The sequence below is a fragment of the Allobosea thiooxidans genome (genome assembly GCF_900168195.1).
GTDB lineage: Bacteria > Pseudomonadota > Alphaproteobacteria > Rhizobiales > Beijerinckiaceae > Allobosea > Allobosea thiooxidans.
In genome coordinates this window covers 12763-38868 of record NZ_FUYX01000005.1, presented here as the reverse complement: position 1 = coordinate 38868, position 26106 = coordinate 12763, and the positions used below count along the sequence as shown (strand labels likewise).

Genomic DNA, 26106 nt, shown 5'->3' with positions numbered 1-26106 from the left:
CCCGGCTCGAGCCCACCGGCGCCAGCCATCAGGGAAGATCCGTCGCTCTAAGGGAAGGCGCTCAGGTGGCCTGCTGCCTGTTCGTTGACGGCATTAGATTGGTGTAGCGAACTCTCAACTTCCACTAGTGACGCGGAGCCGGTGCAGCAGGTGAGTTTTCGTCCCGAGCGATACGATCAGGAAATCATTCTGCTGCAGTTCGAGGGGGATGGCCTCCGCCTCGCACCGGAAGAGGAATTCTACCACTCTTCGAGGGCATTGCGCATAAAGAGCAGTCAACGGAACGCTAGAAAATCGGCCGATACAGCCGATCCGATGTCGAGATCCGTTTAGCTGCTTGCAGCCCAACCGCTCCCGCTACGTTTTCCCTGTACGATCCTGCCGACGATCGACTGATCCGATAAGTCATAGATCATACCAAGTTGCCGGACACGAAGTCCGAGCATGGTTTTTGATTCCGAGCAGATCGCGAGATGCGTTTTGGAGGGTGAAAGCACGGCCGCCTCAACGCGAGGCTTCCCTCCCTTTAACGCAACCGCAATTCGGTCTCCAACGCGAGGCCATATCGGCTGCTCGTCAGCGGTGCGCCGTACCCCATCGAGCATTTCCACAAGTGGCTTTAGGCGAGGTTGGGCATCCTTGGTAGCGAACTCCATATGGATCGGGAGGCCAGTTAGTGAGCACAGGCGAATATCCAGCGGGTGGACCCGCTTTCCGCTCCAGAGGCAGGTCTCAACCTCGGTGGGGAGGCAGAATTGACCCGATGAAGACTGAACGGCTTCGGAACGCAGCACCGTCGCTTGCGAAACGCTACTCGTCGTCAGCAGCTCTTTGAGAACCCGCTTGCCTGACGAGACGCATGTACCGAGCGCATTGGGCAGAACGCGCTTTCCTGTCGCCTCGCACACGACAAGAACGCCTGGGCGTACCGCCTTATCGGTAATCGCGCATTTCTCGGCCTCATTCAGCGCCAACACCTGGCGTGTCTCATGACAGCTCGTGAACTCCCCCTTGTGGCCTGCTTTCCCAGAAACCTCTGACCGCGCCTGCTGGTCCTGCCGATAAAGTTTTCCGGATACCTCGCTCACAGCAAGTTCGGTCCGCAGCAGATCAGCCCGCGTGAACTGGCAGACATCGAAATGTTCGGGCTCGGCGCGCTTGCCGCTCAGTGCCGATGTCTTCAGGAGCTTTGACGCCACCTTCTGTCCCGAAACCTGAGATTCCTCCAGTTCGTCAAGCAGTGCGCGTTTCCCGCTGAGGGCACACAGCGCGGTGAACTCAGCCAGCGCTTTGCGCCCGCTAACCTCCGAACCGACCAACAAGTGCTTCAGGACTTGCGCGCCCGAACTCTCGCATTGGTCTAGGCAGGCGGTCGGAGCGACCTGCCCCGACTTCGCGCAGCGCGCGGTCGGCGGCTCATTGAGGATTTGCCCGGCGCTTGGCCGAACTAGAAACTCGGACTCGTAAAGGCCCCCTGAAGGGAACGAGTAGCGCGCTCGCAGAGCGATATCGCGCTGAACAGTTCCTCTAAGACCGACCAGCGTCATATCCAGCCGGGGCGTAAAGTCGTCCTCCAGCTTTTTGCGTTTGCGCTCATCCGCACCAGCGGCCTTCACTTCGACGGCACCACGTTCGAGATAAAAGCGCGAAAACTCGGCGATGCCCGCGTCCTGTTCGCCGGCGGCTTGAAGCCTTTCGATATCGATCCCGAGCTTCTTCACGTCCTGGATCAGGTGTTCTGGTGCGGACAGATCGCCTGCTTCCGCTGGAACCGCAATATGGTCACTGCGCGCACAGTCGCACGTAACCAGTCGCTCATAGCTATCGTGAGCTGTGGTCGCGCGAACGCGCAAAAGCGCCTCGCCGCCGAACGATCGCGTGACTGTGTTGACGCGGCTGCCTTCGAGCTTCGCGCCAAGTCGGTCAGCCCAATCTCGAACTAGCTTTTCGGACGCCGGACCAGGGTCTGGATCGCCATCGCGAACATCGTGAACGCCAGATTCCGTGACCCGCTTGATCAATCGTTGCAGCGCGGGCGACTGCGGCGCGTAAAGCTGCACACGCCGATCTTGCGAAGCACCCTCTTCGAAGGTGATGTACTCTTGGCGTCCCTTCTCCTCAGCGAGGTATATCCCGGTCCGGTACTGCGAGATGATCGCCCCGAGCTGGCGGAGGGCACCAAGCGCGAAGGCCTGCAGATCCATCGAGCGATCGAGTGGAGGTAAGGTCGGCGCGCGAGGGCCAACATAGCCGACGCCGTCCATGCCACCGAGGATTGCGTTGATATTAGCTTCCTCGCGCTCCAGTTCGAGTTTGGCGTTCTCGATGCTCTGCTCTTTTAACCGGAGGTCCTTCTCGACGTCCTTGCCGGCAAGCGCTGCCAGCACAAGGTCGAGAATGCGCTCCTCGAACGTGGACGCGGCATCGTCATCACGATCGCCCACGTCGGAGCCCTGAAGGAGGGACTCAATGTCGCCGATGGCGTGTGAAGCCATCTGCAGTTTTTCCATCAGACGGCCGACAATGTACTCCTCGAACGTTCCTTTCAGCGTGATGTTGAAAATGCTGACGTGCTCGAATTTTGAACCCAGGCGCTGCACACGCCCGATCCGCTGTTCAACAATCATCGGGTTCCAGGGCAGATCGTAATTGACCAGCACGTTTGCGACCTGAAGGTTGACGCCCTCAGAGCCAGCTTCGGTCGAAACGATGACCCGGCAAGCAGGCGGATCCTGCTTGAAGCGGGCGATGGTTTCCTGGTTGCGCTGGCCGGAGTCACCATTGATAAGGCCGACAGTGAGGCCATTGCTCTCCAGGAAGCTCTGAATCGTCGTCTGCGTTTCGCGCCGCGTCGTGAACACGACGAGACGCCAACTGCCAGGATTGTTCTTCTTCAGTTGATCGATGAGTGCGCCGAGGCCTGCCAGCTTCGCGCTGGGAGGCATCTGCTTCACGATGCCGCTAACTAACTGAGCCAGTTCCGGCTGGGCGGTTCCCTTCCGCGCCATATTAATCAACTGCGCAGCGAGCGCGTCCGGGCTGCTCGATAGCGCCTGGAGGATGCTGATCTGCGCTAATCGGTTCATCTTTTGGATTGGCTTGGCGATCGCGTTGATCAGCTCGGTTTCCATGGTCGTCGGCTGGACGCGATGCATCTGTACGACGCGCTCGGGGAAGGAGAGCTGGGCGTCTCCACGCCGGACCCGGGACATGTAGCCGTAAACAATCGAGCGGAACTCGTCGCGCGCCGACTCCTTGAGCTGGCGCGCCTTCTCTTTGTCATCTGCGATGTAGCGGCGTGCGAACATTCCAGGCGAACCGAACGGGTTTTCATGCCCCCGCGCGACGGTCAGCAGATCAATGAGCGAATATAGATCCCAGAGCCGGTTCTGAATCGGTGTTGCCGTCAGCATCAGCACAAAGCGAAAGCGCCGATTTTGGAGCGCCCGCTGGAAGGTCAGTGCAACTTGAGGAGATTTCTCCGTGCCGTATAGGTTCCGGAGCTTGTGAGCCTCATCCAGGACGAGCATCTGAAAGCTGTCCTCAGGAAGGCGATCGAGATAAAGCCGCGCCGAATTGTAGGTTGTGATGACCGCCCCGGTTTCTCCCGGATCCGCAGACACCAGTTCCTTGCCTGTGGCGACCTCGCAGTTGATGTTGAATTTCGTCTCCAGCTCCTCCTTCCACTGCGGGCAGAGGACCTTCGGGCAGACAATCAAAATCTTGGCTAGCCGTGAGCGCGCAATCAGTTCGCTCATGACGAGACCAGCGCTGATCGTCTTACCCAAGCCGACGTCGTCAGCCAAAAGCGTAACCGGCAGTCGTCGGCAGAAGGTGATCAGATTGCTGACTTGGTGGTGATAAGGATCGAGGTGCTTCTTCCAGCGCTGCGTTGATTTAAAATCGTCGGCGCTCTCGATGACGATAGGATCGGTCAAATCCCATTCGAGGCCGGCGCGGTAAATATCGTAATCGAGATCATGCTTCTGGCGGCTAAGGATCTTCGACTGAAATTTTGAGGTAGTCTGCATCTCCGTCCCGGCGAGCCCCATTTTTTGCCAAGCACGATGCAAATTTGTCCGCAGTCGTTCAAGAGGAATCGAGTCAACCGCGAGAGGTGAGCGTTCCTAGCAGAACGTCGCATGAGATACGTTGCCTGACCACCTGAGGCGGGTTTCAATGTCTGGATTCGGGCACCCCATGAATGTCAGCAAGTGGCGCATCAGACGAGCGACAGATGCAGTAGAATGCGCTTCGGATGCGGCCTCCCGATGGAGGATGCGTCATGCTTGTCGAAGCTCAGCAGACCCATCAGCGTCCGGCTTGGAATACCGGCCGCATCATAGGTCCGAAGCCGCCCCTGAAGCCGCGTCATATCTGGGCGATCAGGACACGGCTTCAGCACGACCGACGCGTGCGAGATTTGGCGATGTTTAATCTCGCCATCGACAGCAAGCTGCGTGGTTGTGATCTCGTCCGGCTTCGTGTGGGCGATGTCATGCTCGGCGGAACCGTGCGGCTGCGAACATCGATCATTCAGCAGAAGACCGGCCGGCCAGTGCCTTTCGAGCTGACGGATCCGACCCGAGAGGCGCTGACAGCCTTGCTTAGGAGACGACCAGCGGCAACCGGCGAATGGCTCTTCCCGAGCCGGAGCCGACCCGGTGATCACTTGACGACGAGGCAATACGGCCGGCTTCTCGATGGCTGGGTCGCCTTGATCGGCCTCGATCCCGCACTCTATGGGACACACAGCCTCCGGCGGACAAAAGTTGCGCTGATCTACAGGCGAACCGGCAACCTTCGTGCCTGGCAGCTGCTACTGGGCCATTCCAAGCTCGAAAGCACCGTCCGATACCTCGGCATTGAAGTCGATGATGCTCTGCTCCTGTCCGAGCAGACGGATCTATGAGCTTTCCAGTCTAGCAAAAGAAGCCGTGCCGCTTGCGGAATTCCAATGGTGGCCCTGCGGTGAACATGGGCGAGGCGGCTTTGATTGCCGCCTCGCCCATGCATGTCAGCCCCGGACGAATGTCAGGATGTCCCTGTTCACGACATCCGCATGGGTCGTCGCCATGCCGTGGGGCAGCTTGTTGTAGATGTTCAGAGTCGCGCGCTTGAGCAGCTTGGCGGTGAGCGGAGCGCTGTCGCCGATCGGGACGACCTGATCCTCATCACCATGCATCACCAGCGTCGGGGCCTCGATCACCTTGAGATCATCAGTGAAATCGGTCTCGGAAAAGGCCTTGATGCCGTCATGATGGGCCTTGGCCGCGCCCATCATGCCCTGGCGCCACCAGTTCTGGATGAGGCTCGGATCCGCTTCGACGCCCGGTCGGTTGAAGCCATAGAACGGTCCCGCCGCGAGATCGGTGTAGAACCTGCTGCGATTGGCAGCGAGGCTCTTGCGGAAGCCGTCGAAGACCTCGATCGGCAGGCCGCCCGGGTTGCGGTCGGTCTTGACCATGATCGGCGGCACCGCGCCGATCAGGACGAGCTTTGCCGTGCGCTTTCTGCCGTGACGGGCGACATAGCGCGTGGCCTCGCCGCCACCGGTCGAATGGCCGACATGGACGGCGTTGCGCAGGTCGAGATGCTCGACAACAGCCGCGACGTCGGCGGCGTAATGGTCCATGTCATGACCCTCGCCGACCTGGCTGGAGCGGCCATGCCCGCGCCGATCGTGCGCGACGACCCGGAAGCCCTGCGCCAGGAAAAACAGCATCTGCGCATCCCAGTCATCCGAGCTGAGCGGCCAGCCATGGTGGAAGACGATCGGCTGAGCCGATTTCGGGCCCCAATCCTTATAGAAGATCTCGACGCCATCACGGGTCGTCACATAGTTCATGCGTTGGCTCCTTCGATTGTACTGAGGGGAAACGGTGGCAGGTTGAGCGAAAGACGAGAGCGGAAGCGTGCCAGCAGCCGCCACGCAGGCGCCGCCGCATAGGAGGTCGCGCCGGCTGCAATCGGTCGGACTGGATGAGGTGTCGTTCGGCATTGGCGCCTCCGAGGCGCGGCTATGGGGCTGCGATCGACGCCTCCGGCCGATGCCCGGTTGTGCATCTCGTGAAGAGCCGGCCTCGAGGCCGCGGCATTTATTTTGAGAGTCTTGCGGCTTTCGAAGCCAGTCGATCTTGCGCTAGGCAGATCCACAAGCAATAAGCTCAACGTCAGCTCATTCTATACCGATGTATAGATCATATCGACTTCGGAATATTTGATTTCATTTGAGATCGCTTCAATCTCGTGTCCTCCAGATGGAGGTCCGCATGGAAAAGCTGTCGAACAAGGTCGCCGTGATCACCGGCGGCAACAGTGGCATCGGCTTCGCCACGGCGCGCGTCTTCGTGGCCGAAGGTGCGAAGGTCCTGATCGTCGGGCGCCGCAAAGAGGCGGTCGATGAAGCCGTCGAGGCGTTGGGGCAAAGGGCGGTCGGTCTTGCAGGCGACATTGCCGATCTCGCCACGCATGACCGCGTCGCCGCCTTCGTGGCGGAACGGTTCGGCAAGGCCGATATCTACATCGCGAATGCGGGCGGCATTCGGATCCAGCCGAGCCTCGTGGTGACGCCGCAGGATTATGACGCGCAGTTCCTCGCCAATGCGCGCGGCACCTTCTTCGGCGTGCAGAAGATCGCCCCGCTGCTGCGCGATGGCGGAGCCATCCTGCTGACCAGCTCGATCGCCAGCCGCAAGGTGCTGGACGGCCATGCCGTCTATGCCGGCAGCAAGGCTGCGATCGAGGCATTCGCCCGCAACTGGGCGCTGGAGTTCAAGGATCGGCGTATCCGCGTCAACGTGCTCAGCCCCGGCCCGACTGCTACGCCGATCATCGGAAAGCTCGGCATCCCGGCCGAGGCGCTGTCACAGGTCGAGAACGTGGCCGCACAGGCGATCCCGTTTGGCCGGATGGGTGAGGCCGACGAGCTCGCTCAAGCAGCGCTTTTCCTGTGTTCGGCGCAGAGTGACTTCGTGACGGGCGTCAATCTCACCGTCGATGGCGGCATGGCGCTGACCTGACCGCAGGCAGAGCGCTCGTTCTTGCGCATCGGGCGAGGTGATCGGACTGCCGCGCCTGGAGCCTGCTCCATGCCGTTGTTTCATCCCACCGCGCCACCGCGACCACTTCCGGTTTCGCTCAAAGGTCCTACGCGGCGTTGGTCGCGCGCATTCTCACCGGCAGGGCTTCCCAGGCCCGGATGAGTTCGCCGATCGAGGCGACCTCCATCTTCCGCATCAGATTGCCTCTGTGCAGCTTGACCGTGACCTCGCTGATGCCGAGGTCGAAGGCGATCTGCTTGTTGAGACGTCCCCGCGTCACCTCGTGCATGATTTCGCGCTCCCGCGGCGTCAGCGTCTGCACCCGCTCGACATAGCCCTTGATCCTGGCGGCTTCCGCGCGTCGTGCCGCATCCAGCCCGATCGCAGCGTTGACCGCGTCCAGTAGCGTCTGATCGCGGACCGGTTTCGTCAGAAAATCGACGGCGCCGGCCTTCATGGCCTGGACGGTCATCGGGATATCGCCATGCGCCGTCAGGAAGATGACCGGCTTGGGATTTCCGCTCGACGTCAGATGCCGTTGCAGATCGAGCCCGCTAGGACCGGGCATGCGGACGTCGAGGATCAGGCACCCCGGCTGATCGAGGGCGCTGGTCTCAAGCAGTGCCTTGGTCGAGCTGAACGAAATCGCCTCGAAGCCGGCTGACAGCATCAACTCGCACAGCGCCTCGCGAACCGACGCGTCGTCGTCGACGATGATGACGAGGGGGTGCTTCGCCCCGCCCTGGCGTTGTGCCGGCAGCGACCTCGACCTTGGCGAGAGTGAGCGATCAATGATCATGTTCACCTTCCACATCTCTCAGAAGCACTGTCTGCGCCCTGTCGCTCACGCGAACCGGCGCTCAATTCGTTGGAAGAGCCCTACCGACGCAGGGCACGCGCGATCGCCGCGAGCAGCGCCTGGCCGTCGAACGGCTTGCAGAAGAAGCTCTCCACGGCACGCGCCCTGATCTGGTCGGCGATCTCATGGCGCCCGGTGATCAGAAAGACCGGCAATTCCGGGCGCTCCCTGTTCACGAGGTCGCGCAGCTCGAAGCCGTCCAGACCCGGCATGCCGATATCGGTGATGAGCAGGTCCAGCCCGGCGAGGCCGGCCTGCATCAAGGCTACCGCCGACGGGAAACTGCGAACCCCATAGCCGGCGGATTCGAGCAGATCTTCGAGCGATTCCAGCAACCGCGGATCATCATCGACGACAGCCACGATGTATTTGTGTGTGCACAAGCCTAGATTCCTCCCATCCGGCGCGAATGCTGGATCGGGATTTCCAACCGTTCCGCAATTCGCACCAGGTCGGCGAGTGACGACGCCGCCATTTTTTGCATGACGTTTCTTCTGTGGATCTGCAGGGTGACTTCGCTGATACCGAGCTCGGCCGCGGCCTGCTTGTTGAGCAGCCCGCTTACAACCAGAGGCAGGACTTCGCGCTCGCGCGGAGACAGCTCCTGATAACGCTGGCGCAGCAACCCGACCTCGGCACGGTTCGCCCTGGTTTCCCGGTCCTGCGCGATCGCCGAGCCGATCGCCGCCATAAGCGCGGTATCGCTGAACGGCTTGGTCAGGAAGTCGACGGCGCCATGCTTGATGGCGCGCACCGATGAGGGAATGTCGCCATGACCGGTGATGAACACGATGGGTGGATGGTCGTCCCGCGCGATCTGCCGTTGCAATTCGAGCCCGTTGATATCGGGAAGCTCGACATCGAGGATAAGGCAGGCCGGGAGATCAGGCTTGTCGGCGCCGATATAGTCGCCGGCAGATCGGAACAGCGCCGACCGGACCCCGTTGGCCTCGAGCAGCTCGCCCAACGCCTCGCGCAGAGCCTCGTCATCGTCGACGATGAACACGATGGTGTCGTCAACGATCATGGTCCGCTTTCGCTTCGACAGGCAGGGTGAAGATGAAGATCGCCCCGCTGGGCTGATTGTCCTCGGCCCAGAGACGCCCGCCATGGGATTCGATGATGGTGCGCGATATCGCCAGCCCCATGCCCATGCCGTGGGATTTGGTGGAGAAGAACGGCTCGAAGACCTTCTCGATGGCGCTGATGCCCGCGCCCGTATCGCGGACTTCGGTCCGGATGAGTTCGCCGGCACGCATCGACCGGATATGAAGCGCCCCGCGCTGTGCCGGCTCCATCGCCTCGAGGCCGTTGCGGATCAGATTGACCAGAACCTGCTGGATCTGGATGCGGTCCAGGGCCAGCGGTGGCAGTCCCGGCTCGACATCGACCTCGACGCGGATCCGCCGTCGGGTCGCCTCTTCCAGCATCAAGTCCCTGGCCTCGTGGAGGATGGTGTCGAGCTGCCAGAGGTTCCGCGCCTCGACAGTCTGCCTGAACAGGGCGCGGACCCTGCCGACCACATCGGCGGCGGAATTCGCGTCCCGGATGATGCGCTCGACGGTCTTCTGCGCCCGCTCCAGATTGGGCGGGTCCGAGGTGAGCCAGCGCTGGCATGCATGGGAGTTCGCGACGACCGCGGCGAGCGGCTGGTTGACCTCATGGGCGATTGAGGCGGAGAGCTCTGCCAGGCTCGCGGCCTGTGCCGCGCGCGCGAGCCGCTCCTGCGTCAATGTCAGCGCTTCCTGTGCCCGCACCTGATCTTCGATCTCGAAGCAGATGCCGTTCCATTGGATGATCTCACCTTCGGCATTTCGCATCGCAGCGGTTCGCGTCTCGACCCAGCGGTATGCGCCATCGGCCCGCCTGAGGCGATGCTTCATCGCATAGGGGGAGCCTGTCGCCAGAGAATGCGCATATCTTTCTTTGACGTCGGGGAGATCGTCGGGATGGATGATCGCGTCGAGGGTACCGGTCAGGCGTGTCGTGCCCTCCTCATCCTTGTCGGCGAGCCCGAAGCCGAGAAATTCTCGCAGCTTCTCACTGCGATAGATCGGCTCCCCGTTCGGCGCGGCGCAGTAGATGAGGGCAGGCAGTGTCTCGACCAGCTGGCGCAGCGAACGCTCGCTTTCCCGAAGTGCCTCCTCCACCCGCAGCTGATCGTCGATGTCGTGGGACAGGCCGTGCCACTGGATGATGCTGCCGTCCTCGTCCAGGAGCGGCTCCGCGCGCCCATCCATCCAGCGATAGACGCCATCGTGGCGGCGCAGGCGATAGCGCATGGCGAAAGGCCGGCCGCTGCTCAGGCAAGCCTTCAGACCGGCCCACACGCGATCGGCGTCGTCCGGATGGACCGCGGCCTTCAACGCCGCCGCATATTGCTCCGTCTGGGGCTGCTCGAGGCTACCTTCGTCAAGGCCCAGAAAATCGATGAAGCGGCGGTTGAAGAAGTTCGGCGCACCGTCCGGCGTCAGCCGCCAAAGGAAGCTCGGCACCAGATCGACGAGCCGCGTTAACTCCTGCTTGCGCAGATGCAGCTCCGTCTGCGTGGTGATCAGATCGTGGATATCGACGGATACGCCGTACCACCGGATGATCTGGCCCGCCTCGTCGCGCAGGGCCTCAGCTCGCGTTTCAGTCCAGCGATAGGTGCCGTCGGCGCGGCGCTGAAGGTATTTGATCGCGTATGGCGCACCCGTTGCGACGGATCGGGCGAATGTCCGCTCTGCCTGCTCCAGAAAATCGGGATGGATCATCCTCTTGAGCGTGAGTGACCCATCAGGAGCCGTAACGGTCTCGGTCGTGGCGCCCGTCACTTCCATCATCCGCCTATTGAGATAGACGGGATGGCCTGCCCCGGTCATGCTCCAGATCATGGCCGGGACCGTGTCGATCAACTGCTCCAGATGTTGCTCTCTGGCGCGCAGGGCAGCCTCGGTCTTCTTGTAGACGTCGATGTCGATCGAGGTGCCGAACCAGCCTGTGATCTGGCCATTGTCATCCCGTGTCGGCCGCGCCGAGATGCGGTGCCAGACATATTGCCCGGTCGCGCGCAGCATCCGGTATTCAATGTTCCACGGCTCGCCAGTCTTCAGGCAGTGACGCAGGGTGGAGGCTGCCCTGTCGACATCGTCGGGATGGACGCCGCGCATCCAGCCGGCTTCGCCGCCGTCGATGAATTCGCGCTCGCCGAGGCGGCGGTTGAGGTCCTCCAAGGCCATGTCGATCGCGACCTGGGCAGCCGGCGTGACATAGGTGAACCGGCCCATCGCATCGAAGGCCCAGGCCTTGCCGTGCAGGCTCTCGATCACCTTGGCTGCCTTGACCGCCTCCATGGTCGTTCCAAGGGATTCCGCGACGCTCCACCGATCATCCGGTCGGGAGATCATGGCGTCGACGTCGACGCTCACGCCATAGCCCGGCTCGGCGCGCAACTCCGTCCAGTGGTAGCTGCCGTCCGGCTGGCGCAGCCGGTAGCCCGTCACCTGCGGCACACCCGTCCAGAATGCGTAGGCCGCGGCATGCGCGATTGCGGCCCGATCATCGGGGTGGATCGCGCCGTGCGCTGGAACTGGCCCTAACCCCTCCGGCTGCCCCGGTTCTGGTCGCCGCGGCACAGCGGAATGGTTGCCGCGGCGAAGCGAGGCGGGGATAAGCAGCAGGCCGATATAAGCGGCGACAGCGACAAGTGCCCCGAGCGAAAGCGCAGCTTCTCTTATGGCTCCCGGATAGAACAGGGCAGCTAAGGCCGACGCGGCGAAGGCGATCAGCAGCCCGATCCAGGCCGCCAGGAGCCAATAGCCCCGAGCATAGAGAAACACTGCGCCCAGCGGAGCCAGTACGCCGAAGAGTGTCCGGGTCGACCAGCATGCCGCGAGACCGACAGCCAGGGAGACGATCATCAACGCCGGCGGCGTTCGGCGAAGCGCTGCTACCATGATCGGCTGTCCCTTTCGGAGACGGAATGCCTGGAAACCGTCACAGCTTCGTCTAGCACCAGTCTTCCAAGGCGCGACTGGCTAGCTCACCAGAAACTAGCGCCGGGACGCCGCAGCCGCACTTATGGAAATCCATGACTTGCCGGAAAATCGAGTCGTGAAGAATGAGGCCTAAGCCGGCTCGGCCAGCGAAAGGCCGCTTGCTTCGCAGCGATCATGGATGAGATCGATGATCTCGTTCCTAGCGGAGGTCCCCGTGGCGAGGCTCGCGACGCGAAACTGCAGTTCCACCTCGATCGCCTTCGCGTCGATGCCCTTCAGGGCGACGGCCGGCGGGGGCTCCTTGACGATCCGGGTGCTGGCTTCCAGCACGGATCGCATGGCGCCCTCGACGATGCGCGGCCTTTGCCCGGCGGTAAAGCGAACGCCCAATGTGATGAGATGGGACTCGTCGGGACGGCTCAGGCTGGTCAGGCTCTGCTTGGCCAGCAGGCTGTTCGGCAGCACGACGATGTTGTTCAACCCGGTCAGAAGATTGGTGGAGCGCCAGTTGGTTTCGGTGACGCGACCCGCCGTGCCGTCGCTGAGCTGCACCCAGTCGCCGATGGCATAGGCCTTGCCGAGTGTCAGCGCGATGCCGGAAAAGACGTCGCCGAGGGTATTCTGCAACGCCAGACCCAGGATGAGCGCAACGACGCCGGAGGTCGTCACCAGGGTCGCGATCGGCAGGCCGAAGACGAAGCCCATGACTGACAACGCCACGCCGAGATAGATGGCAGCGACGGCCATATCCAGGATCAGATGCGCTTCCTGCGGCTTGCGGTTCAGCCTGACATAGATGTGAATGAAGCCAATGACCGTCCAGGCGAGATGGGTCCACCAGAGAATTCTGGCGGATTTGGAGAGCAGTGCGGTCAGCCCCTCGGCATAGGCATCGTCGGGCTGATGCGGAGCGATGCCGCCCAGGTAGAGCACGAGGCTCATGCCGGCGAAGAACAGGATCTGGACAGTCAGGCGGCCTGTCGGGCGCTCGCAACCCTGGATGTGCCAGATGACGATGCCGGCAAGTCCCAGGACGTTGATCAGGACAAGCGGGATGGTGTGGTCATCGCCGAACATGAAGGGAGGCCTCGATCACGATCGCCCGGGCTGAGAAGGGCGGTGCCGGGTCGAAACCCGGCTTGCTCGTCTACTTTTTGAGCGGGAACGTCAGTTCCTGCTGGGCGGTATCGACGACGAAGACGGCCAGCAGCTTTGCCGGCTGCGTCTTGCTAGCGTTCTCGCTGACGCCGTGGCGGTCGCCCGGCAGCTCCGAAAAGCTTTCGCCGGCCTTGTAGACCGTGGCGGGCCCGTCATTGACCTGGCTGCGGATCGCCCCTTCGAGCACGGTCGCATAGATGAAGGCCGAAGTCGGGTGCGTGTGGCCCTCCGAAAAGCCGCCCGGCGCGTACTCGACCACCACGCCCCTCATGCTCTTGCCCGGTACGTTCGGCAGTTCGTGGTCGTAGACCAATGTAACCTTCGCGCCTTCGCCGCCACCGGGCGTGTCATGCGCCAGAGCCGGGGCAGACAGGAAAGCCGTCAACACAACGGCACGTACCAATGATCTGATCATGCTTATCGTCCTTTCATGAAGGAAGCCGACGAGCCGGTTCGGCGCCGGCTCATCTGCAGGGCGTTACTTCCGGGGAGCCGTCGCGAACCAGCGATCGAAATCGATGCGGCCGATACGGGGGTTGTTGTCGGAGACGAGCGAACCGGCCTCCAGCCTGGTCCCGAAATAGCGGGCCTCCGGATCGGGGACGACGGTGCGCGAATCCCCGATCGCCTTGAGGTAGCGCGCGACGAAATCGCAGAGGCGCGCGCGTTCGGGGCCGGCGATTTCGACAATGCCATCGGCCGGTGCGGCCAACGCCGCCGCCGTCACGAAATCGGCGACATCGTCGGAGGCGATCGGCTGCAGGTTGCCGGTCGACAGATGGGCTGTCCCGCCGACCGTTCCCGCCTGAGCGATGCCGCCTAGGAAATCCATGAACTGGGTCGACCGCAGGATGGTGTAGGGAATGCCGGCCTCGCGGACGATCCTTTCCTGCGCCACCTTGGCACGAAGATAGCCGCTTTCCGGCAGCCGGTCGGTGCCGACGATGGAGAGCGCGACATGGTGCGTCACGCCGGCCTTCTTCTCCGCCGCCATCAGGTTTTTGCCCGAGGTCTCGAAGAATTCGAGCACGGCCTTGTCCTCGAAGGAAGGCGAGTTCGCGAGGTCGATCACGACCTCGGCACCCTTCAACGTCTCCGCTAGGCCTTCACCCGTGATCGTGTTGACGCCGGTATTCGGCGAGGCGGCAACGACGTCATGCCCTTTCCGGCGTAGACGCTCCGCGGTCTTGGAACCGATCAGACCGGTTCCGCCGATAATCACGATTTTCATCTGATGTCTCCGTTCTCGCAGCATTCGTGCGGCGCGCCGTTCACCAATTCGCGGGCGAACGGCACTGCCGGCGCGGAAGGACAGCTGTCAGTAGTCCCAGAAGGCCGGAACCCAGCGGAAAGCGTCGCCTTCGACGGCCACCCGGCCGACGGACGGGAACGGCAGATGGGTTGCCACCAGCTGCTCGCCGGTCGCCGCGAGCTCGGTCAAAAGGCGAACCCGGACGCGAGCCGCCTCCTCGGGATCGTGCTCGAACCCATTGTGCCAGTCGGGGTGGTCGAAACCGACAGTGAAGACGGCGTCGCCGGCGAAGGTCAACCGATCACCGCCGGATGCCAGGCGGACCACGCTGTGGCCGGGGGTGTGGCCGCCGGTGCGGCGGACGATCACACCCGGCGCGATCTCATGCTCATCGTCGAACGGCCGCAGATGACTGCGATACTCCTGGGCGAAGCGTTTCGCAGTGGCCCGCAATGCATCCGGGAAGCCGGCAGGCATGTTGACTTGGCTGAAATCCGGCGCTTCCCAGAACTTGACCTCGGCGGCAGCGACATGGATCCGCAGATCCGGACGAAGCTGCTCTTTCACGCCTTCGACCAGCAGCCCGCCGACATGGTCCATGTGCATATGAGTCAGCACGACATCGGTGACCGATGCGAGGTCGATACCAGCAGCCGCCAATCGCTTGATCAGTTGGCCTGCCTTGGGCAGGTTCAGGTTCGGGTCCAGCCCCAGTCCCGCATCGACGAGAATGGTCTGGTTGCCGCTGCGGACCACGACCACGTTCAGCGACCAGTCGAACGCGTCCTGCGGCAGGAACATTTCGTTCAGCCACGTCGCGCGCTCGGTCGCGGCGACGTTGTGACCCAGCATCTTCGTTGGAAGCGGCAATACGCCATCGCTGATGATGAGCACCTCGATATCGCCGATCTGCACCGCATAGCGCGATGGAACGAGCTCCTCGGGTCCTGTCCTGCTTGGAAGTGAGGCGGTGTCCAGGCTCATGATTGTCTCCTAATGACGCCGCTCTGCTCACGGCACCGGAGACGCTATTGGGAGCCCGTTTTTCGGTCGATTGGATCAAAGAACAGGGCGAGCCATACCAAATCATAGGTTCGCACCATCATGCTGGCTGCCTTGGCCCAAAGTGCGCCGCTCAAACACATCGAAATGGGCCGCCGCTGAATGCAAGAATACGGGCCGCGCAAGAATGCGCCCATCCAATACTGGGTGCAGAAGGATCCACTCCTATCCATTGGTGTGCATCGACTAGACCGTTGCCTGATTCCGCCGGGCACAGATTCCGAGCCAATTTGCCGACGCCGTTACCACCAAGGACGTGGCCGATACGGCTCAGTTGCAGGATTGCCAGGAGGCTCCCATGGGACAGCCACAAACGATGAAAACCTTTAAGACCGACGACAAGCCGGGGCCTGACGACCTCGTTCCGTCGCGCTACGCAGTGCGGGTCGGCGAGATCGATGTTCTCGTGATCAGCGACGGCGTTCTGGAGCCGCCGGCCGAGTCGATGGCGACCAATGCCGAACCCGCGACCCGGAACGCGTGGCTTGACCGTTCATTCCTGGCGCATGACACATTCGATTGGGCGCTGAACGCGGTCGTGGTGCGAAGCGGGAGCCAGACCATTCTCATCGATAGCGGGATTGGTGGAGAAGTTCCCGACTTCACGCGGGCCGGGCTGTTCGGCAGCCGGCTGGCCGCCGCGGGCGTCGATCTGGCTGCCGTGACCGATGTGGTTCTGACGCATATGCACTTCGACCATGTCGGCGGGTTGCTCGTTGAAGGAGTCAAGGAGCAATTGCGTCCTGACCTGCGGATCCATGTCTCCGCCGCGGAAGTCGCATTCTGGAGAGCGCCCGACTTCTCCCGCACCGGCATGCCGCCGGCGCTTGCAGAGATCGCCAGAAATGCGTCGAGGCGCTTCCTAGACGCGTATCATGCCGAGTTGCGCACATTCGAGCAGGAGCAGCAGGTTGCGCCGGGCGTGGTCGTCACGCGCACCGGAGGCCATACCCCGGGGCATAGCGTGGTCCGCATCGCATCCGGTAGCGACAGGCTGATGTTCGGTGGTGATGCCATCTTCCCGGTCTCGTTCGACCATCCCGAATGGCATAACGGTTTCGAACACGACCCCGAGGAGGCGACCCGCGTTCGGCTGCACCTGATGCAGGAACTGGCAACGACCGGCTCCTGGCTGGTTTCTACGCATATGCCCTTCCCGTCCGTCGGGCGCGTGGCGGCGGAGGGCAAGCTCTTTCGCTGGGTGCCCGCCTGGTGGGACTACTAAGCGGCTGATCGGACGCTGCCAGGTTGAAAGCTGGCAGCGCCAGAGCGTGGAAGATCTCGGCTGAACCTCACGAACGTACCGAGATCGCGCCCGCTATCCATCCTGAGTGGAGCCAGCCAGTCGCAGTTCACGTCGCAGAGGTTCGATGGCTCCACCGCCCTGTAACGCAGACTTGACGGTTGCGGACCGAAGTCAGTCGTCCTGGCCGGCGCACAGGATGTCCGCTACCCGGCATTGATCCAAGGTCAGCTATTGGCGCATGGCTAACGCCTTTGAGACCATCACAGTCCCGCCCCCATCGCCACATTGATCAAGCCGAGAAATAGCAAAGCGCCGAAAGTCGAGGTGGAGCCTCTGGTCCAACAAGAGCGCTCCCGCGGTCGGTGCGACCGCCTGCGCGATCAAGCTCGGTCGGGCGAGCCTTCCCATCAGGGACGCATAGCGATGGGGGTCGAACAACGCGAGAGGGAGCGTTCCCTTGGCGATCGAGAAGACGCCGTTTCCCGCTCCATAGAGGATAATCGCGAGGCCAACCGGACCGACAGCGAGCGCCATCAGCCCGATCCCGATCGCAATCAGTCCGAGCGCAGCACTCATCGTCCAGAGCGGATGGTGCCGCCCACGTCCCGCCATCTCGATCACCCGCCCGCCAACCTGGGCCGGGCCGACGAGCGCACCCAGAGCTACAGCGGCGGCAAGGCCGATCCCTTGTGCCTTGAGCAGCGTCAGTAGATGAACACCGACGATCGCGCCGATAGCTCCTCCAATGACGACGATCCCGGAGAGTATAAAAAAAGGCGCGGCGCTCATCCGGGAGGAGGCTCGATGCCGTTCCGGATGTCCCCGTCGCCCGCTTCGGAAGCTCCGGCGGAGTCCGCGGCAGGATCGTCAACACGAGTGGCAACGAGATCAGAAGCTGGATTCCCGCGTAGATGAAGCAGGTTCCTCGCCAACCGACCTGCTCGACGAGGTAAGCCGACAGCGGCCAGCACACGGTGCTGGCGAAGCCTCCCCATAGGGTCAGCATCGTGATCGCCGACCGCGCGGTGCCGCCGTAAAGCCGCCCGAGCGTCGAGAACGCCGCATCGTACAGACCTGCGGCCATCCCCGCTCCAAGAACGATCCAGCCGAACACGAAGATCGGCAGATTCGGCGCCATACCCAGAATGCACTGTCCAGCGGCCAGGAGGATCGCCGCCGCCGCCAGGACCGGTCGCCCGCCCGTCTCGCCGATGGAACGGCCGACGTAAGGCGCAACGGCCCCGGCGGTGAGCAGCCCGATCGAAAGAGCGCCGACGATCCACGACAACGGCCCCCCGGTATCGGCGGCGATGGGGGCGGCAAGGACGGCCGGAAGATAATAGGAGGAGCCCCAGGCGAGGATCTGCACCACGCCCAAGGCCGAGATGACGGTCAGCCGATCGCGATCGATCATGCAGCCTTGCCGCAGCAGGAGGACGTCGTCTGCGCGGTCTCGGGTGCCTTGACGGGACCACAGCCGCATCCGGCCTTGCCGTCGGCCTTCGCCGCGGCGTCATCGGCGCAACAAGAGTCCACTTCGGCCGGTGCGGGACCTCCGCAGCATCCTCCGGCTGCCGCCGGCGCGGCGGTGCATACGCCCGTTTCCGGCAAGACGAGCCTGACATCGTCGGCTTCGGCCAGATCGCCGGCGATCGCCGCCACGACCGACCGAACCTGCTCGAAGCCCGTCATCATCAGGAAGGTGGGTGCGCGCCCGTAACTCTTGATCCCGACGGTGTAGAACCCGGGCTCCGGATGCGAGAGCTCGCGGTGCCCGTGCGGCGGAACGGATCCGCAGGAATGGAGGTTCGGGTCGATCATGGGTCCGAGCGCCCGGGCGCTTTCGAGCCAGGGGTCGAACTCGACCCGTAGCTCCCGGGTCAGCGAAAGATCGGGTCGCTGTCCCGTACAGGCCACGATGCGGTCAACCGGTCCGATGGTTCGGCCGACACCGCCGACCTCGCCGTTCACGACAATGCGCTCCCCTTCCTGGCGAAGACCCGTGATGGCGAAGCCGGAGACCAATTCGATGCGACCTTCCTCGACCAGGCGGCGCAGGCGCTGCCCGAGATCTCCCCTGGCGGCGAGATGATCGTTCGAACCACCACCGTAGACGCGAGATAGATCCCGGCCGCGCGTGACCCAGATAGCCTTGGTCGCGCCGTCCCGCGCCGAGAGTTCATCGAGATCGAGGAGCACGTTCGCGGCGGAGTGCCCGGCGCCCACCACCAGCGTCGTTCGGCCGACATAGTCGGCTCGGCCACGGCCGAGGACATCGGGGATGCCGTAGGTGATCTTATCGGCCAGCGTTTCCTCCCCTTCCGTGGCCACGCCGCTGGCGCTCACCGGGTTCGGGGTCCTCCATGTTCCGGAAGCGTCGATCACCGCCCGGGCCCGGACGCAGCTCACCGCGCCGTCGCGACCGACGACGGTCAACTGGAACGGGCGCAGTTCGCGACCCTTGCTCACCACCTTGTCGATGCCGTGCCGGCCGATCGCGGCGACGCGGACCCCGTATTCGATGACGGAGGCCAGCTCTTTCGTTGCCGCCAACGGTGTCAGGTAGGTTTCGACGAGCTCGTTCCCGGTCGGATAGCTCCCAGCTTCGGGCTCCTGCCAACCCGCCGCCTTAAGCAGGGTCCGGCTGGCCGGGTCGACATTGAACTTCCACGGCGAGAACAGTCGGACGTGCCCCCATTCGCGGACGTTGGCGCCGGCCGCGTCGCCTGCCTCGAGCACCTTCACCGGGATACCTCGCGTGACGAGGTTCGCTGCGGCCGCGAGTCCGATCGGTCCGGCCCCGATGACGACGACGGGAAGCTCCTTCATCTGGTTGTTCTCCATTCCTGCTAGAAACATGGAATTATGTGGCAAATGAAAAGCCGCTCAAGCGGCCTTACCGGAAGCCTCCGAGCAGCCTTCCTCGATGCAGCATTCGTCGGCGAGGAAGCCGAGAAGGGCATCCATGGCCGGATAGACCGCGCGGCAGATCAGGGTGGTGGCCTGTCGCTCCTGCGTGACGAGACCGTTCCGGATCAGCCGCTGAAGGTGGTGCGATAGGGTCGAGGCCGGGATCCCTAAGCGTTCCTGCACCTGATTGACAGGGAGACCACCATGACCCGCGCGAACCAGTGTTCGATAGAGCTGAAGGCGCGTCGGGTTACCGAGCGCTTCGAGCTGCTTCGCTGCTTCTTCGATGTTCATGGAAATAAGTAGGCACGGGCAGGATTGCTCCGTCAAGCCTTATTTCCGTGATCGTCGAATTACTCGGCGGCCTGAACCTTCCGCACACTGTCGCCGCGCTCGTACCAGCCCTTCGAGCGGTTCACGATCCAGACGACGGTGAGCATGACCGGCACCTCGATCAGGACGCCGACCACCGTTGCCAGCGCTGCCCCCGAGTTGAAGCCGAACAGGCTGATCGCAGCGGCGACGGCGAGTTCGAAGAAGTTCGAGGCGCCGATCAAGGCGGACGGACCCGCGACGCAATGCTGCTCGCCAGCGACCCGGTTCAGCAGATAGGCCAGCCCGGCATTCAGGTAGACCTGGATCAGGATCGGCACAGCCAAGAGCGCGATCACCATCGGCTGGGCGAGGATCTGCTCGCCCTGGAAGCCGAACAGCAGGATGAGGGTGGCGAGCAGCGCGACCAGGGAAATCGGCCCGAGGCGAGCGAGCAGCCTGTCGAGCGCAGCCTGCCCGCCGTTCGCCAGAACGCTCCTGCGGACGAGTTGCGCGACGATCACGGGAATGACGATGTAGAGGATGACCGAGAGGACGAGGGTTCCCCATGGCACGGTGATCGCCGACAGGCCGAGCAGCAGACCGACGATCGGCGCGAAGGCGATGACCATGATCGCGTCGTTGAGCGCGACCTGGCTGAGCGTGAAGTGCGGCTCGCCCCTCGTCAGGTTCGACCAGACGAAGACCATCGCCGTGCACGGTGCGGCGGCCAGAATGATGAGCCCAGCGATGTAGCTGTTGATCTGCTCGGCCGGGAGCCATGGCCGGAACAGCCAGGCGATGAAGAACCAGCCGAGCGCCGCCATCGAGAAGGGCTTCACCGCCCAATTGATGAAGAGGGTGACGCCGATTCCGCGCCAATGCCGGCCGACCTGCCCGAGCGCCGCGAAGTCGATCTTCAGCAGCATCGGGATGACCATCAGCCAGATGAGGACCGCGACGGGAAGATTGACCTTGGCGACCTCGGCCGAGCCGATGGCCTGGAAGGCGCCCGGCATGACATGGCCGAGCGCGATGCCGACGACGATGCACAGCGCGACCCAGATCGTCAGATAGCGTTCGAAGGTGGACATGATGACCTCAGGCGAGTGCGACGGGGCGGCCGGAGGCATCAACGACGAGCTCGCCATCCTCCTTGCGGAATTCGCCGAGCTGCGGTGGCAGCAGGGGTAGAACGGCCTCGGACGGCCGACACAGCTTCACGCCCTTGGGGGAAACGACCAACGGGCGGTTCATCAGGATGGGATGGGCTTCGATCGCGTCGAGCAGAGCTTCGTCGGCCAGGCTCGGATCGCCGAGGCCAAGCTCAGCGAACGGCGTGCCTTTCTCGCGGAGGATTTCACGGACGGTGAGCCCGGCCCGGTTGAGAAGCTGTTTCAGCAGAGCCCGCGATGGGGGCGTCTTGAGATACTCGACGACGTGGGGCTCAATACCGGCGTTGCGGATCAAGCCGAGCGTGTTCCTCGAGGTCCCGCAAGCAGGGTTGTGATAGATGATGACATCGATCGGCTCAGACATCGGCGTTGGTTTTGGGTTGGCAGCAAGGGGTGAGTTCGGCCATCAGCGGCGCGCAGATCTCCGGGCGGCCGCCACAGCAATCCTTGAGCAAGAAGGCCAGGGCCGACCGCAAGGCATCGAGGTTGGCCCGGTAAACGATCGAGCGGCTGAAGCGCTCGGAGCGGATGAGGCCCGCCCGGCTTAGGATGCCGAGATGCGACGACATCGTGTTGTGTGGGACCTCGAGGCGCCGCGCGATCTCGCCAGCCGCCAGTCCCTCGGGTTCGGCGCTTACGAGAAGGCGGAACACTTCGAGGCGGGTGCCTTGCGCCAGCGCCGTCAGGGCCAAGATGACTTGCTCAATTTCCATATATCGAGACTTATCGACATGAAGCCAATGACGCAAGAGCCGCGTTACGGGTTCGGCGGCCAGCACGCTTGTCGGTGCTAAACGTCCGCTTCCTGGCAAAGACCGAATGTCCGGAAGTGGCGCGTCGTAGCCTCTGGCCTCTGCCACTTCGAGAACGACCTGGGCCGGTAGTAGGGACTTTGTCAGATCGACGAGACCCGATAGGCATGTCCAGGACGATGGGCCGGGGGCATGATGAGTCTGATTGAGAAAGTATCGACGGTTCTGCGAAAGGCAGCTGCCGAGGCAATCTTGCCTCGCTTTCGCAAACTTGCCGCGAGCGACGTTGAGGAAAAGTCGCCGGGAGAACTCGTCACCGCTGCCGATCATCACGCCGAACAGTTAATTGGCGAACAATTGCTGCAGCTCTATCCATCCGCGAGGATCGTGGGTGAGGAAGCCTGTGCACGTAACCCCGCCTTGGCTAGCGCTCTAGACCAGGGCACCGTCTGGTTGATCGATCCGCTGGACGGCACCGGAAATTTCGTCTCCGGCCGAGGACCATTTTCGGTCATGGTCGCGCTTCTGCGCGGAGGGGAGACCGTCGCCACTTGGATGCTCGATCCGCTGTCAGGTCAGCTTCATGTCGCCGAATTGGGAAGTGGGGCCCAGATTAATGGAGTCCGCGTGGTTGCTGATGGAAAAGCAGAGCCGCTGCGGAAGGGTTCAATTTCCATGCGTTTCTTTCCTCCCGAGGTGCTTGAGGCCGTCAAACCACGGTTGGATCAAGTGCCCTTGATCGTGCCGCCGCTGCTTTGCGCAGGAGCCGAGTATCCTGCCATTGTCGCTCGCGATCGCGATTTCGCCGTGTTCTGGCGGACCTTACCGTGGGATCATCTGCCCGGAGCGTTGTTCTTAAGCGAGGCGGGCGGCCACGTCGCACGCTGGAATGGTTCTCCCTACCGGGCTGGACAAGACGGTTATGGATTATTGGCAGCGCGCACGCCTGATCATTGGCGAGTCGCGCACAAGGCGCTCTTGGAGGTAATGACGATTTAGGGGCGCGACCGGCCTTCAACGGATAGCTTTGAGATGTCCGCTTCCGAGCGAAGCGCTAGGTTCCGCTTCTGGCGCTTCAAAGCCCGGGTGACGAGACTCTCGCCCGGTAACGATTTGGCAAGCTTTGGTCGGCGCCAATGCCCGTCCGCGACACGCGTTCGGGATAGGGATCATGAAGATCTTTCGGATCGTCGTCGGCCTGCTGCTGCTCGTCGGAGGCCTGTACGTTTTGATCGGCGAGCATTTCGCCGGAACGTCGGCCGACGCAACGGTAAATGCGCGCATCAACGTGATCCGCGCCCCCATCGAGGGGCAGGTCAATCTCGCCGTCCGGAGCATTGGCGCGCGCGTGAATGCGGGTGAACTCGTCGCCGATATCACAGACGAGCGCTTCGATACCGCCCGCCTCATCGATCTTGAGCGCGACCGCGACAACCAGCAGATCGAACTGAAGCGCGTCGCGACCCAAAAGGGGGCGATCGGAAAGGCCCGCGCCGGCTTTGCAGCGCAGCTCGACAATTACCAGAATGGGCGCGTCAGCCAGATCGAAGCACGGATCGCAGAAGCGAAGGCCAATCAGGACGCTGCGGCAGCCCGCCTGCGCGAGGCCGACGGCGCCCTCAAGCGCGCTAACGATCTGAGCGACCGCGGCGTGCAGACGGCCGCCAACCTCGAACGTGCTCGTGCCGCCCAGGACGTGGCACAGCAGGAGCTCGAAAGCGCCCGCCAGCGTGGCAGTTACCTGGCCACAGAACTAACCGCGGCCCGCAGCGGCGTCTTCATCGGCGATTCCTACAATGACGCCCCCTTCTCCTCGCAGCGTGTCCGGGAGCTCGACCTGCGGCTGGCCGAGCTTGCCTCCGAGCAGGAGCAGATCGAGGCCCGGATTGCCGGCTTCGAGAAACAGATCCGTGCCGAGCGCTTGCGTCTCAACAAGCTGACTTCGGCCGTGCTGAACGCGCGCGTCGCCGGTATGGCCTGGGACTTTCTGGTCGACGATGGCGAATATGCTCGCCGCGGTCAGGATCTGGTGAAGCTCGTTGATTGCCGCAGCCTCGTCGTCACCGCAAGCGTGACTGAAAGCCTATATGATAACCTGTCCATTGGCACGCCGGTCCAGTTCCGGCTGTTCGGCGACGAACGCATCTTCGAAGGCACGGTCACGCGCCTCGGCGGCTCCGGAGCCTCGAACCTATATGCCAATCTTGCGGTGGGACCCAGCGCCGAGCATCTCGAACGTTTCGACGTTACGGTCAGCGTGCCCGAACTTTCGAATCAGCCTGACCTCTCCTGTGCGATCGGCCGCACCGGCCGCGTCATCTTCTCGAACGGGCCCATAGCCACCATGCGGCGTTTCCTGACCCGTTACGGTGTCTGATGCTGGCGCTGCCCGCATGGCTATCTGCACTTGCGGGGGCGGCCGTGGTAGTCGGCCTGCGGCTGCTCGTCCTTCCGCTGCTCGATCCCAAACTGTGGCAGTGGCGGGCACTCCTGTTGGGCAGCGCCATGCTCCTGGCCTGGCGCTACATGATCTGGCGCTTCACCGACACGGTCGCGCCGCTGGGCTGGACCGCCGATGCCCTGTTCAGCTGGGGCTTCGCGATCCTCGAAGCGCTCACCGTTCTGTCCTCGACCTTCGCCTTCCTTATTCTGTCTCGCGTCAAGGAGCGTAGCCTTGAGGCCGATCGCCATCGCGATTGGTGGAAACCTGGCCCAGCTCCGCAGGTCGACATCTTCATCGCGACCTATAACGAGCAGCTCGAAGTGCTGGAGCGCACCATCGTCGGCGCCAAGGCAATCGGCTACCCCGCCCTGCGGATCTTCATCCTCGACGACGGCAGGAGGGACTGGCTGCGCGCTGCCTGCGAGCGCCATGGCGTCGGTTATCTGATCCGTCCCGACAATGCCCATGCCAAGGCAGGCAACATTAACCACGCCTTGCGGTTGCGTGCAGGCGATCCTGACGCGCCCGATTTCATCGCTGTGCTCGACGCAGACTTCGTGCCGCATATCGATTTCGTCGAGCGTGTGCTCGCGCTGTTCCATGCTCATGATGTCGGCCTAGTCCAGACGCCACAGCATTTCTTCAACCCGGACCCGATCCAGCACAATCTTGGGATCAGCTCGGCCTATCCCGATGAGCAGCGCCATTTCTTCGACAATGTCGAGCCGTCGCGCGACGCCTGGGGCATTGCGGTCTGTTGCGGGACTTCGTCGATGGTGAGGGTCCGTGCCGTCGAGGCCATCGGCGGCTTTCCGACAGAGAGCGTCACCGAGGATTTCCTGCTGACCTTGCGCCTCTCGGAGAATGGCTGGCGCACCGTCTATCTCAACGAACCGCTGACGGAGGGCCTCGCACCGGAGGGCTTGCAGGAATACATCGTCCAGCGTGGCCGCTGGTGCCTGGGCATGATGCAGATCGTGCGCAACGTTTACAGCCCCTTCGGCGACAACCGGCTGGGCTTCAGGCAGCGGCTCAGCATCTTCGACTCGCTGCTCTACTGGAGCACCACATTCCCATTCAGACTGGCAAGCCTGATCTGCCCGCTGCTCTATTGGTGGGGCGGAGTCACCGTGGTGAATGCCTCGGTCACGGACATCCTCGTCTACTACTTACCTTATTATCTGGCGGTCATGATCGTGCTGAACTGGCTATCGAAAGGCCTCTTCATCGCCATACTGAACGATGTGGCCCAGTTGGTCGCCGCCTGGCCGATCACGCGGGCGGTCGCGCTGGGCCTGTTGACGCCCGGGCCGCATAAGTTCTCGGTGACCGCCAAGGGCGGCGATCGCACGAAGGTCGTCGTCCAATGGCCGCTGATGATGCCGTTCCTGCTGCTTTTTGCGCTCACCGTCGGCGGCCTGATCGTGCCGCTGACGTCAGACTTCATTTTCAACCATACCACCGCAGCCGGCGACGGCATGGCCATCGTCATGTTCTGGACGATCTACAATCTCTTTGTACTACTGGTCGCGATTGCTGCTTGTATCGAGAAGCCGCGGCCCAATCGTCCGCAGCGCCAGATCGTGGAGCCCGTGACCTTGCTCATGGCCGGGCAGGAACAGCGCGGCTGGCTGGTCAATCTTGGCGTCGGCGGCGCGCGCGTCAGTGGGGTGAGCGACCTGCAGCCCGGCATGACGGGAGTGCTTCGCCTGCCGATCATAGGGGACATTGAGGCCCGTATCATTGCGCCGACGCAGGACGGCTATCGAATCGGTTTCGCGCCGACGGCAGAGCAGCGCGATCGCATCATTGCTCGGCTTCACACTGCGAGCGCCGCGCCCGGCACCAATCAGGGCAATATCGCGCTGATGATCCGAGAGCTGGCCCGGGCCTTGACACGTTGACGGAGGAACC

Annotated in this window: 21 protein-coding genes and 1 pseudogene; 6 read left to right on the top strand and 16 right to left on the bottom strand. The window is 62.9% G+C overall.

Going from position 1 to position 26106, the window contains the following annotated elements; all coding sequences use genetic code 11:
• Nucleotides 1–329: 329 nt before the first annotated feature.
• The gene (locus B5Y19_RS10695) at nt 330–4031 is read right to left on the bottom strand and encodes a DEAD/DEAH box helicase (protein ID WP_079591533.1); all 3702 of its coding nucleotides are present in this window, start codon (nt 4029–4031) and stop codon (nt 330–332) included.
• Nucleotides 4032–4285: 254 nt separating this feature from the next.
• On the opposite strand from B5Y19_RS10695, the gene B5Y19_RS10690 reads away from it, so the two are divergent.
• Nucleotides 4286–4912 (top strand): tyrosine-type recombinase/integrase, encoded by a 627-nt coding sequence (locus B5Y19_RS10690; protein WP_055729661.1) that lies wholly within the window; start codon nt 4286–4288, stop codon nt 4910–4912.
• 105 nt (nt 4913–5017) lie between these two features.
• Here the strand turns inward: B5Y19_RS10690 and B5Y19_RS10685 are convergent, their stop codons facing one another.
• Nucleotides 5018–5848, bottom strand: coding sequence for an alpha/beta fold hydrolase (locus B5Y19_RS10685; RefSeq protein WP_055729662.1), 831 nt, complete (start codon nt 5846–5848; stop codon nt 5018–5020).
• A gap of 424 nt (nt 5849–6272) precedes the next feature.
• Here B5Y19_RS10685 and B5Y19_RS10680 point away from each other — a divergent pair, with 424 nt between their 5' ends.
• Nucleotides 6273–7022: an SDR family NAD(P)-dependent oxidoreductase gene (locus B5Y19_RS10680; protein ID WP_055729718.1), complete on the top strand. Its 750-nt coding sequence runs from the start codon at nt 6273–6275 to the stop codon at nt 7020–7022.
• A gap of 127 nt (nt 7023–7149) precedes the next feature.
• Here the strand turns inward: B5Y19_RS10680 and B5Y19_RS10675 are convergent, their stop codons facing one another.
• The 8 genes from B5Y19_RS10675 to B5Y19_RS10640 form a co-directional block, all read right to left on the bottom strand.
• Nucleotides 7150–7842, bottom strand: a complete 693-nt coding sequence (locus B5Y19_RS10675) for a response regulator transcription factor (protein WP_055729719.1) — start codon at nt 7840–7842, stop codon at nt 7150–7152.
• Nucleotides 7843–7922: 80 nt separating this feature from the next.
• A complete protein-coding gene (locus B5Y19_RS10670) occupies nt 7923–8285 on the bottom strand; it encodes a response regulator (protein ID WP_055729663.1) in 363 nt (120 codons plus the stop codon).
• Nucleotides 8286–8287: 2 nt separating this feature from the next.
• Complete coding sequence (locus B5Y19_RS10665) at nt 8288–8929, bottom strand: response regulator transcription factor (RefSeq protein WP_055729664.1); 642 nt, start codon at nt 8927–8929, stop codon at nt 8288–8290.
• Nucleotides 8919–11840, bottom strand: a complete 2922-nt coding sequence (locus tag B5Y19_RS10660; RefSeq protein ID WP_079591462.1) for a PAS domain-containing protein — start codon at nt 11838–11840, stop codon at nt 8919–8921. Before B5Y19_RS10660 ends, B5Y19_RS10665 begins: the two co-directional genes overlap by 11 nt.
• Before the next feature lie 171 nt (nt 11841–12011).
• On the bottom strand, nt 12012–12959 hold the full coding sequence (locus tag B5Y19_RS10655) for a mechanosensitive ion channel family protein (protein WP_055729666.1): 948 nt from the start codon (nt 12957–12959) through the stop codon (nt 12012–12014).
• Between the two features lie 70 nt (nt 12960–13029).
• Nucleotides 13030–13455: a cupin domain-containing protein gene (locus B5Y19_RS10650; RefSeq protein WP_079591461.1), complete on the bottom strand. Its 426-nt coding sequence runs from the start codon at nt 13453–13455 to the stop codon at nt 13030–13032.
• 63 nt (nt 13456–13518) lie between these two features.
• Nucleotides 13519–14271, bottom strand: a complete 753-nt coding sequence (locus B5Y19_RS10645; protein ID WP_055729668.1) for an SDR family oxidoreductase — start codon at nt 14269–14271, stop codon at nt 13519–13521.
• An 87-nt stretch (nt 14272–14358) separates the two neighbouring features.
• Complete coding sequence (locus B5Y19_RS10640) at nt 14359–15276, bottom strand: MBL fold metallo-hydrolase (protein WP_055729669.1); 918 nt, start codon at nt 15274–15276, stop codon at nt 14359–14361.
• A gap of 376 nt (nt 15277–15652) precedes the next feature.
• Between B5Y19_RS10640 and B5Y19_RS10635 the strand changes: the two genes are divergently transcribed.
• A complete protein-coding gene (locus B5Y19_RS10635; protein ID WP_176168608.1) occupies nt 15653–16579 on the top strand; it encodes an MBL fold metallo-hydrolase in 927 nt (308 codons plus the stop codon).
• Nucleotides 16580–16860: 281 nt separating this feature from the next.
• On the opposite strand, the pseudogene B5Y19_RS10630 reads toward B5Y19_RS10635, so the two are convergent.
• The 6 genes and pseudogenes from B5Y19_RS10630 to B5Y19_RS10605 all read right to left on the bottom strand — a co-directional run bounded on the left by B5Y19_RS10630 (nt 16861) and on the right by B5Y19_RS10605 (nt 21710).
• A pseudogene (locus B5Y19_RS10630) lies at nt 16861–18014 on the bottom strand (MFS transporter).
• Nucleotides 18011–19429 (bottom strand): FAD-dependent oxidoreductase, encoded by a 1419-nt coding sequence (locus B5Y19_RS10625; RefSeq protein ID WP_079591460.1) that lies wholly within the window; start codon nt 19427–19429, stop codon nt 18011–18013. The pseudogene B5Y19_RS10630 and the gene B5Y19_RS10625 overlap by 4 nt, the downstream one beginning before the upstream one ends.
• 57 nt (nt 19430–19486) lie before the next feature.
• The gene (locus B5Y19_RS10620) at nt 19487–19804 is read right to left on the bottom strand and encodes an ArsR/SmtB family transcription factor (RefSeq protein WP_055729671.1); all 318 of its coding nucleotides are present in this window, start codon (nt 19802–19804) and stop codon (nt 19487–19489) included.
• 59 nt (nt 19805–19863) lie between these two features.
• A complete protein-coding gene (arsB, locus tag B5Y19_RS10615; RefSeq protein WP_079591532.1) occupies nt 19864–20916 on the bottom strand; it encodes an ACR3 family arsenite efflux transporter in 1053 nt (350 codons plus the stop codon).
• Nucleotides 20917–20923: 7 nt separating this feature from the next.
• On the bottom strand, nt 20924–21361 hold the full coding sequence (gene arsC / locus B5Y19_RS10610) for an arsenate reductase (glutaredoxin) (RefSeq protein ID WP_244555558.1): 438 nt from the start codon (nt 21359–21361) through the stop codon (nt 20924–20926).
• Complete coding sequence (locus B5Y19_RS10605; RefSeq protein ID WP_079591459.1) at nt 21354–21710, bottom strand: ArsR/SmtB family transcription factor; 357 nt, start codon at nt 21708–21710, stop codon at nt 21354–21356. The genes arsC and B5Y19_RS10605 overlap by 8 nt, the downstream gene beginning before the upstream one ends.
• A gap of 231 nt (nt 21711–21941) precedes the next feature.
• Between B5Y19_RS10605 and B5Y19_RS10600 the strand changes: the two genes are divergently transcribed.
• The 3 genes from B5Y19_RS10600 (at nt 21942) to B5Y19_RS10590 (ending at nt 26096) form a co-directional block, all read left to right on the top strand.
• Nucleotides 21942–22748, top strand: a complete 807-nt coding sequence (locus B5Y19_RS10600) for an inositol monophosphatase family protein (protein ID WP_079591458.1) — start codon at nt 21942–21944, stop codon at nt 22746–22748.
• 172 nt (nt 22749–22920) lie between these two features.
• Nucleotides 22921–24126, top strand: a complete 1206-nt coding sequence (locus B5Y19_RS10595) for an HlyD family secretion protein (RefSeq protein ID WP_079591457.1) — start codon at nt 22921–22923, stop codon at nt 24124–24126.
• A complete protein-coding gene (locus B5Y19_RS10590) occupies nt 24126–26096 on the top strand; it encodes a glycosyltransferase (protein WP_079591456.1) in 1971 nt (656 codons plus the stop codon). The genes B5Y19_RS10595 and B5Y19_RS10590 overlap by 1 nt, the downstream gene beginning before the upstream one ends.
• Nucleotides 26097–26106: the final 10 nt, after the last annotated feature.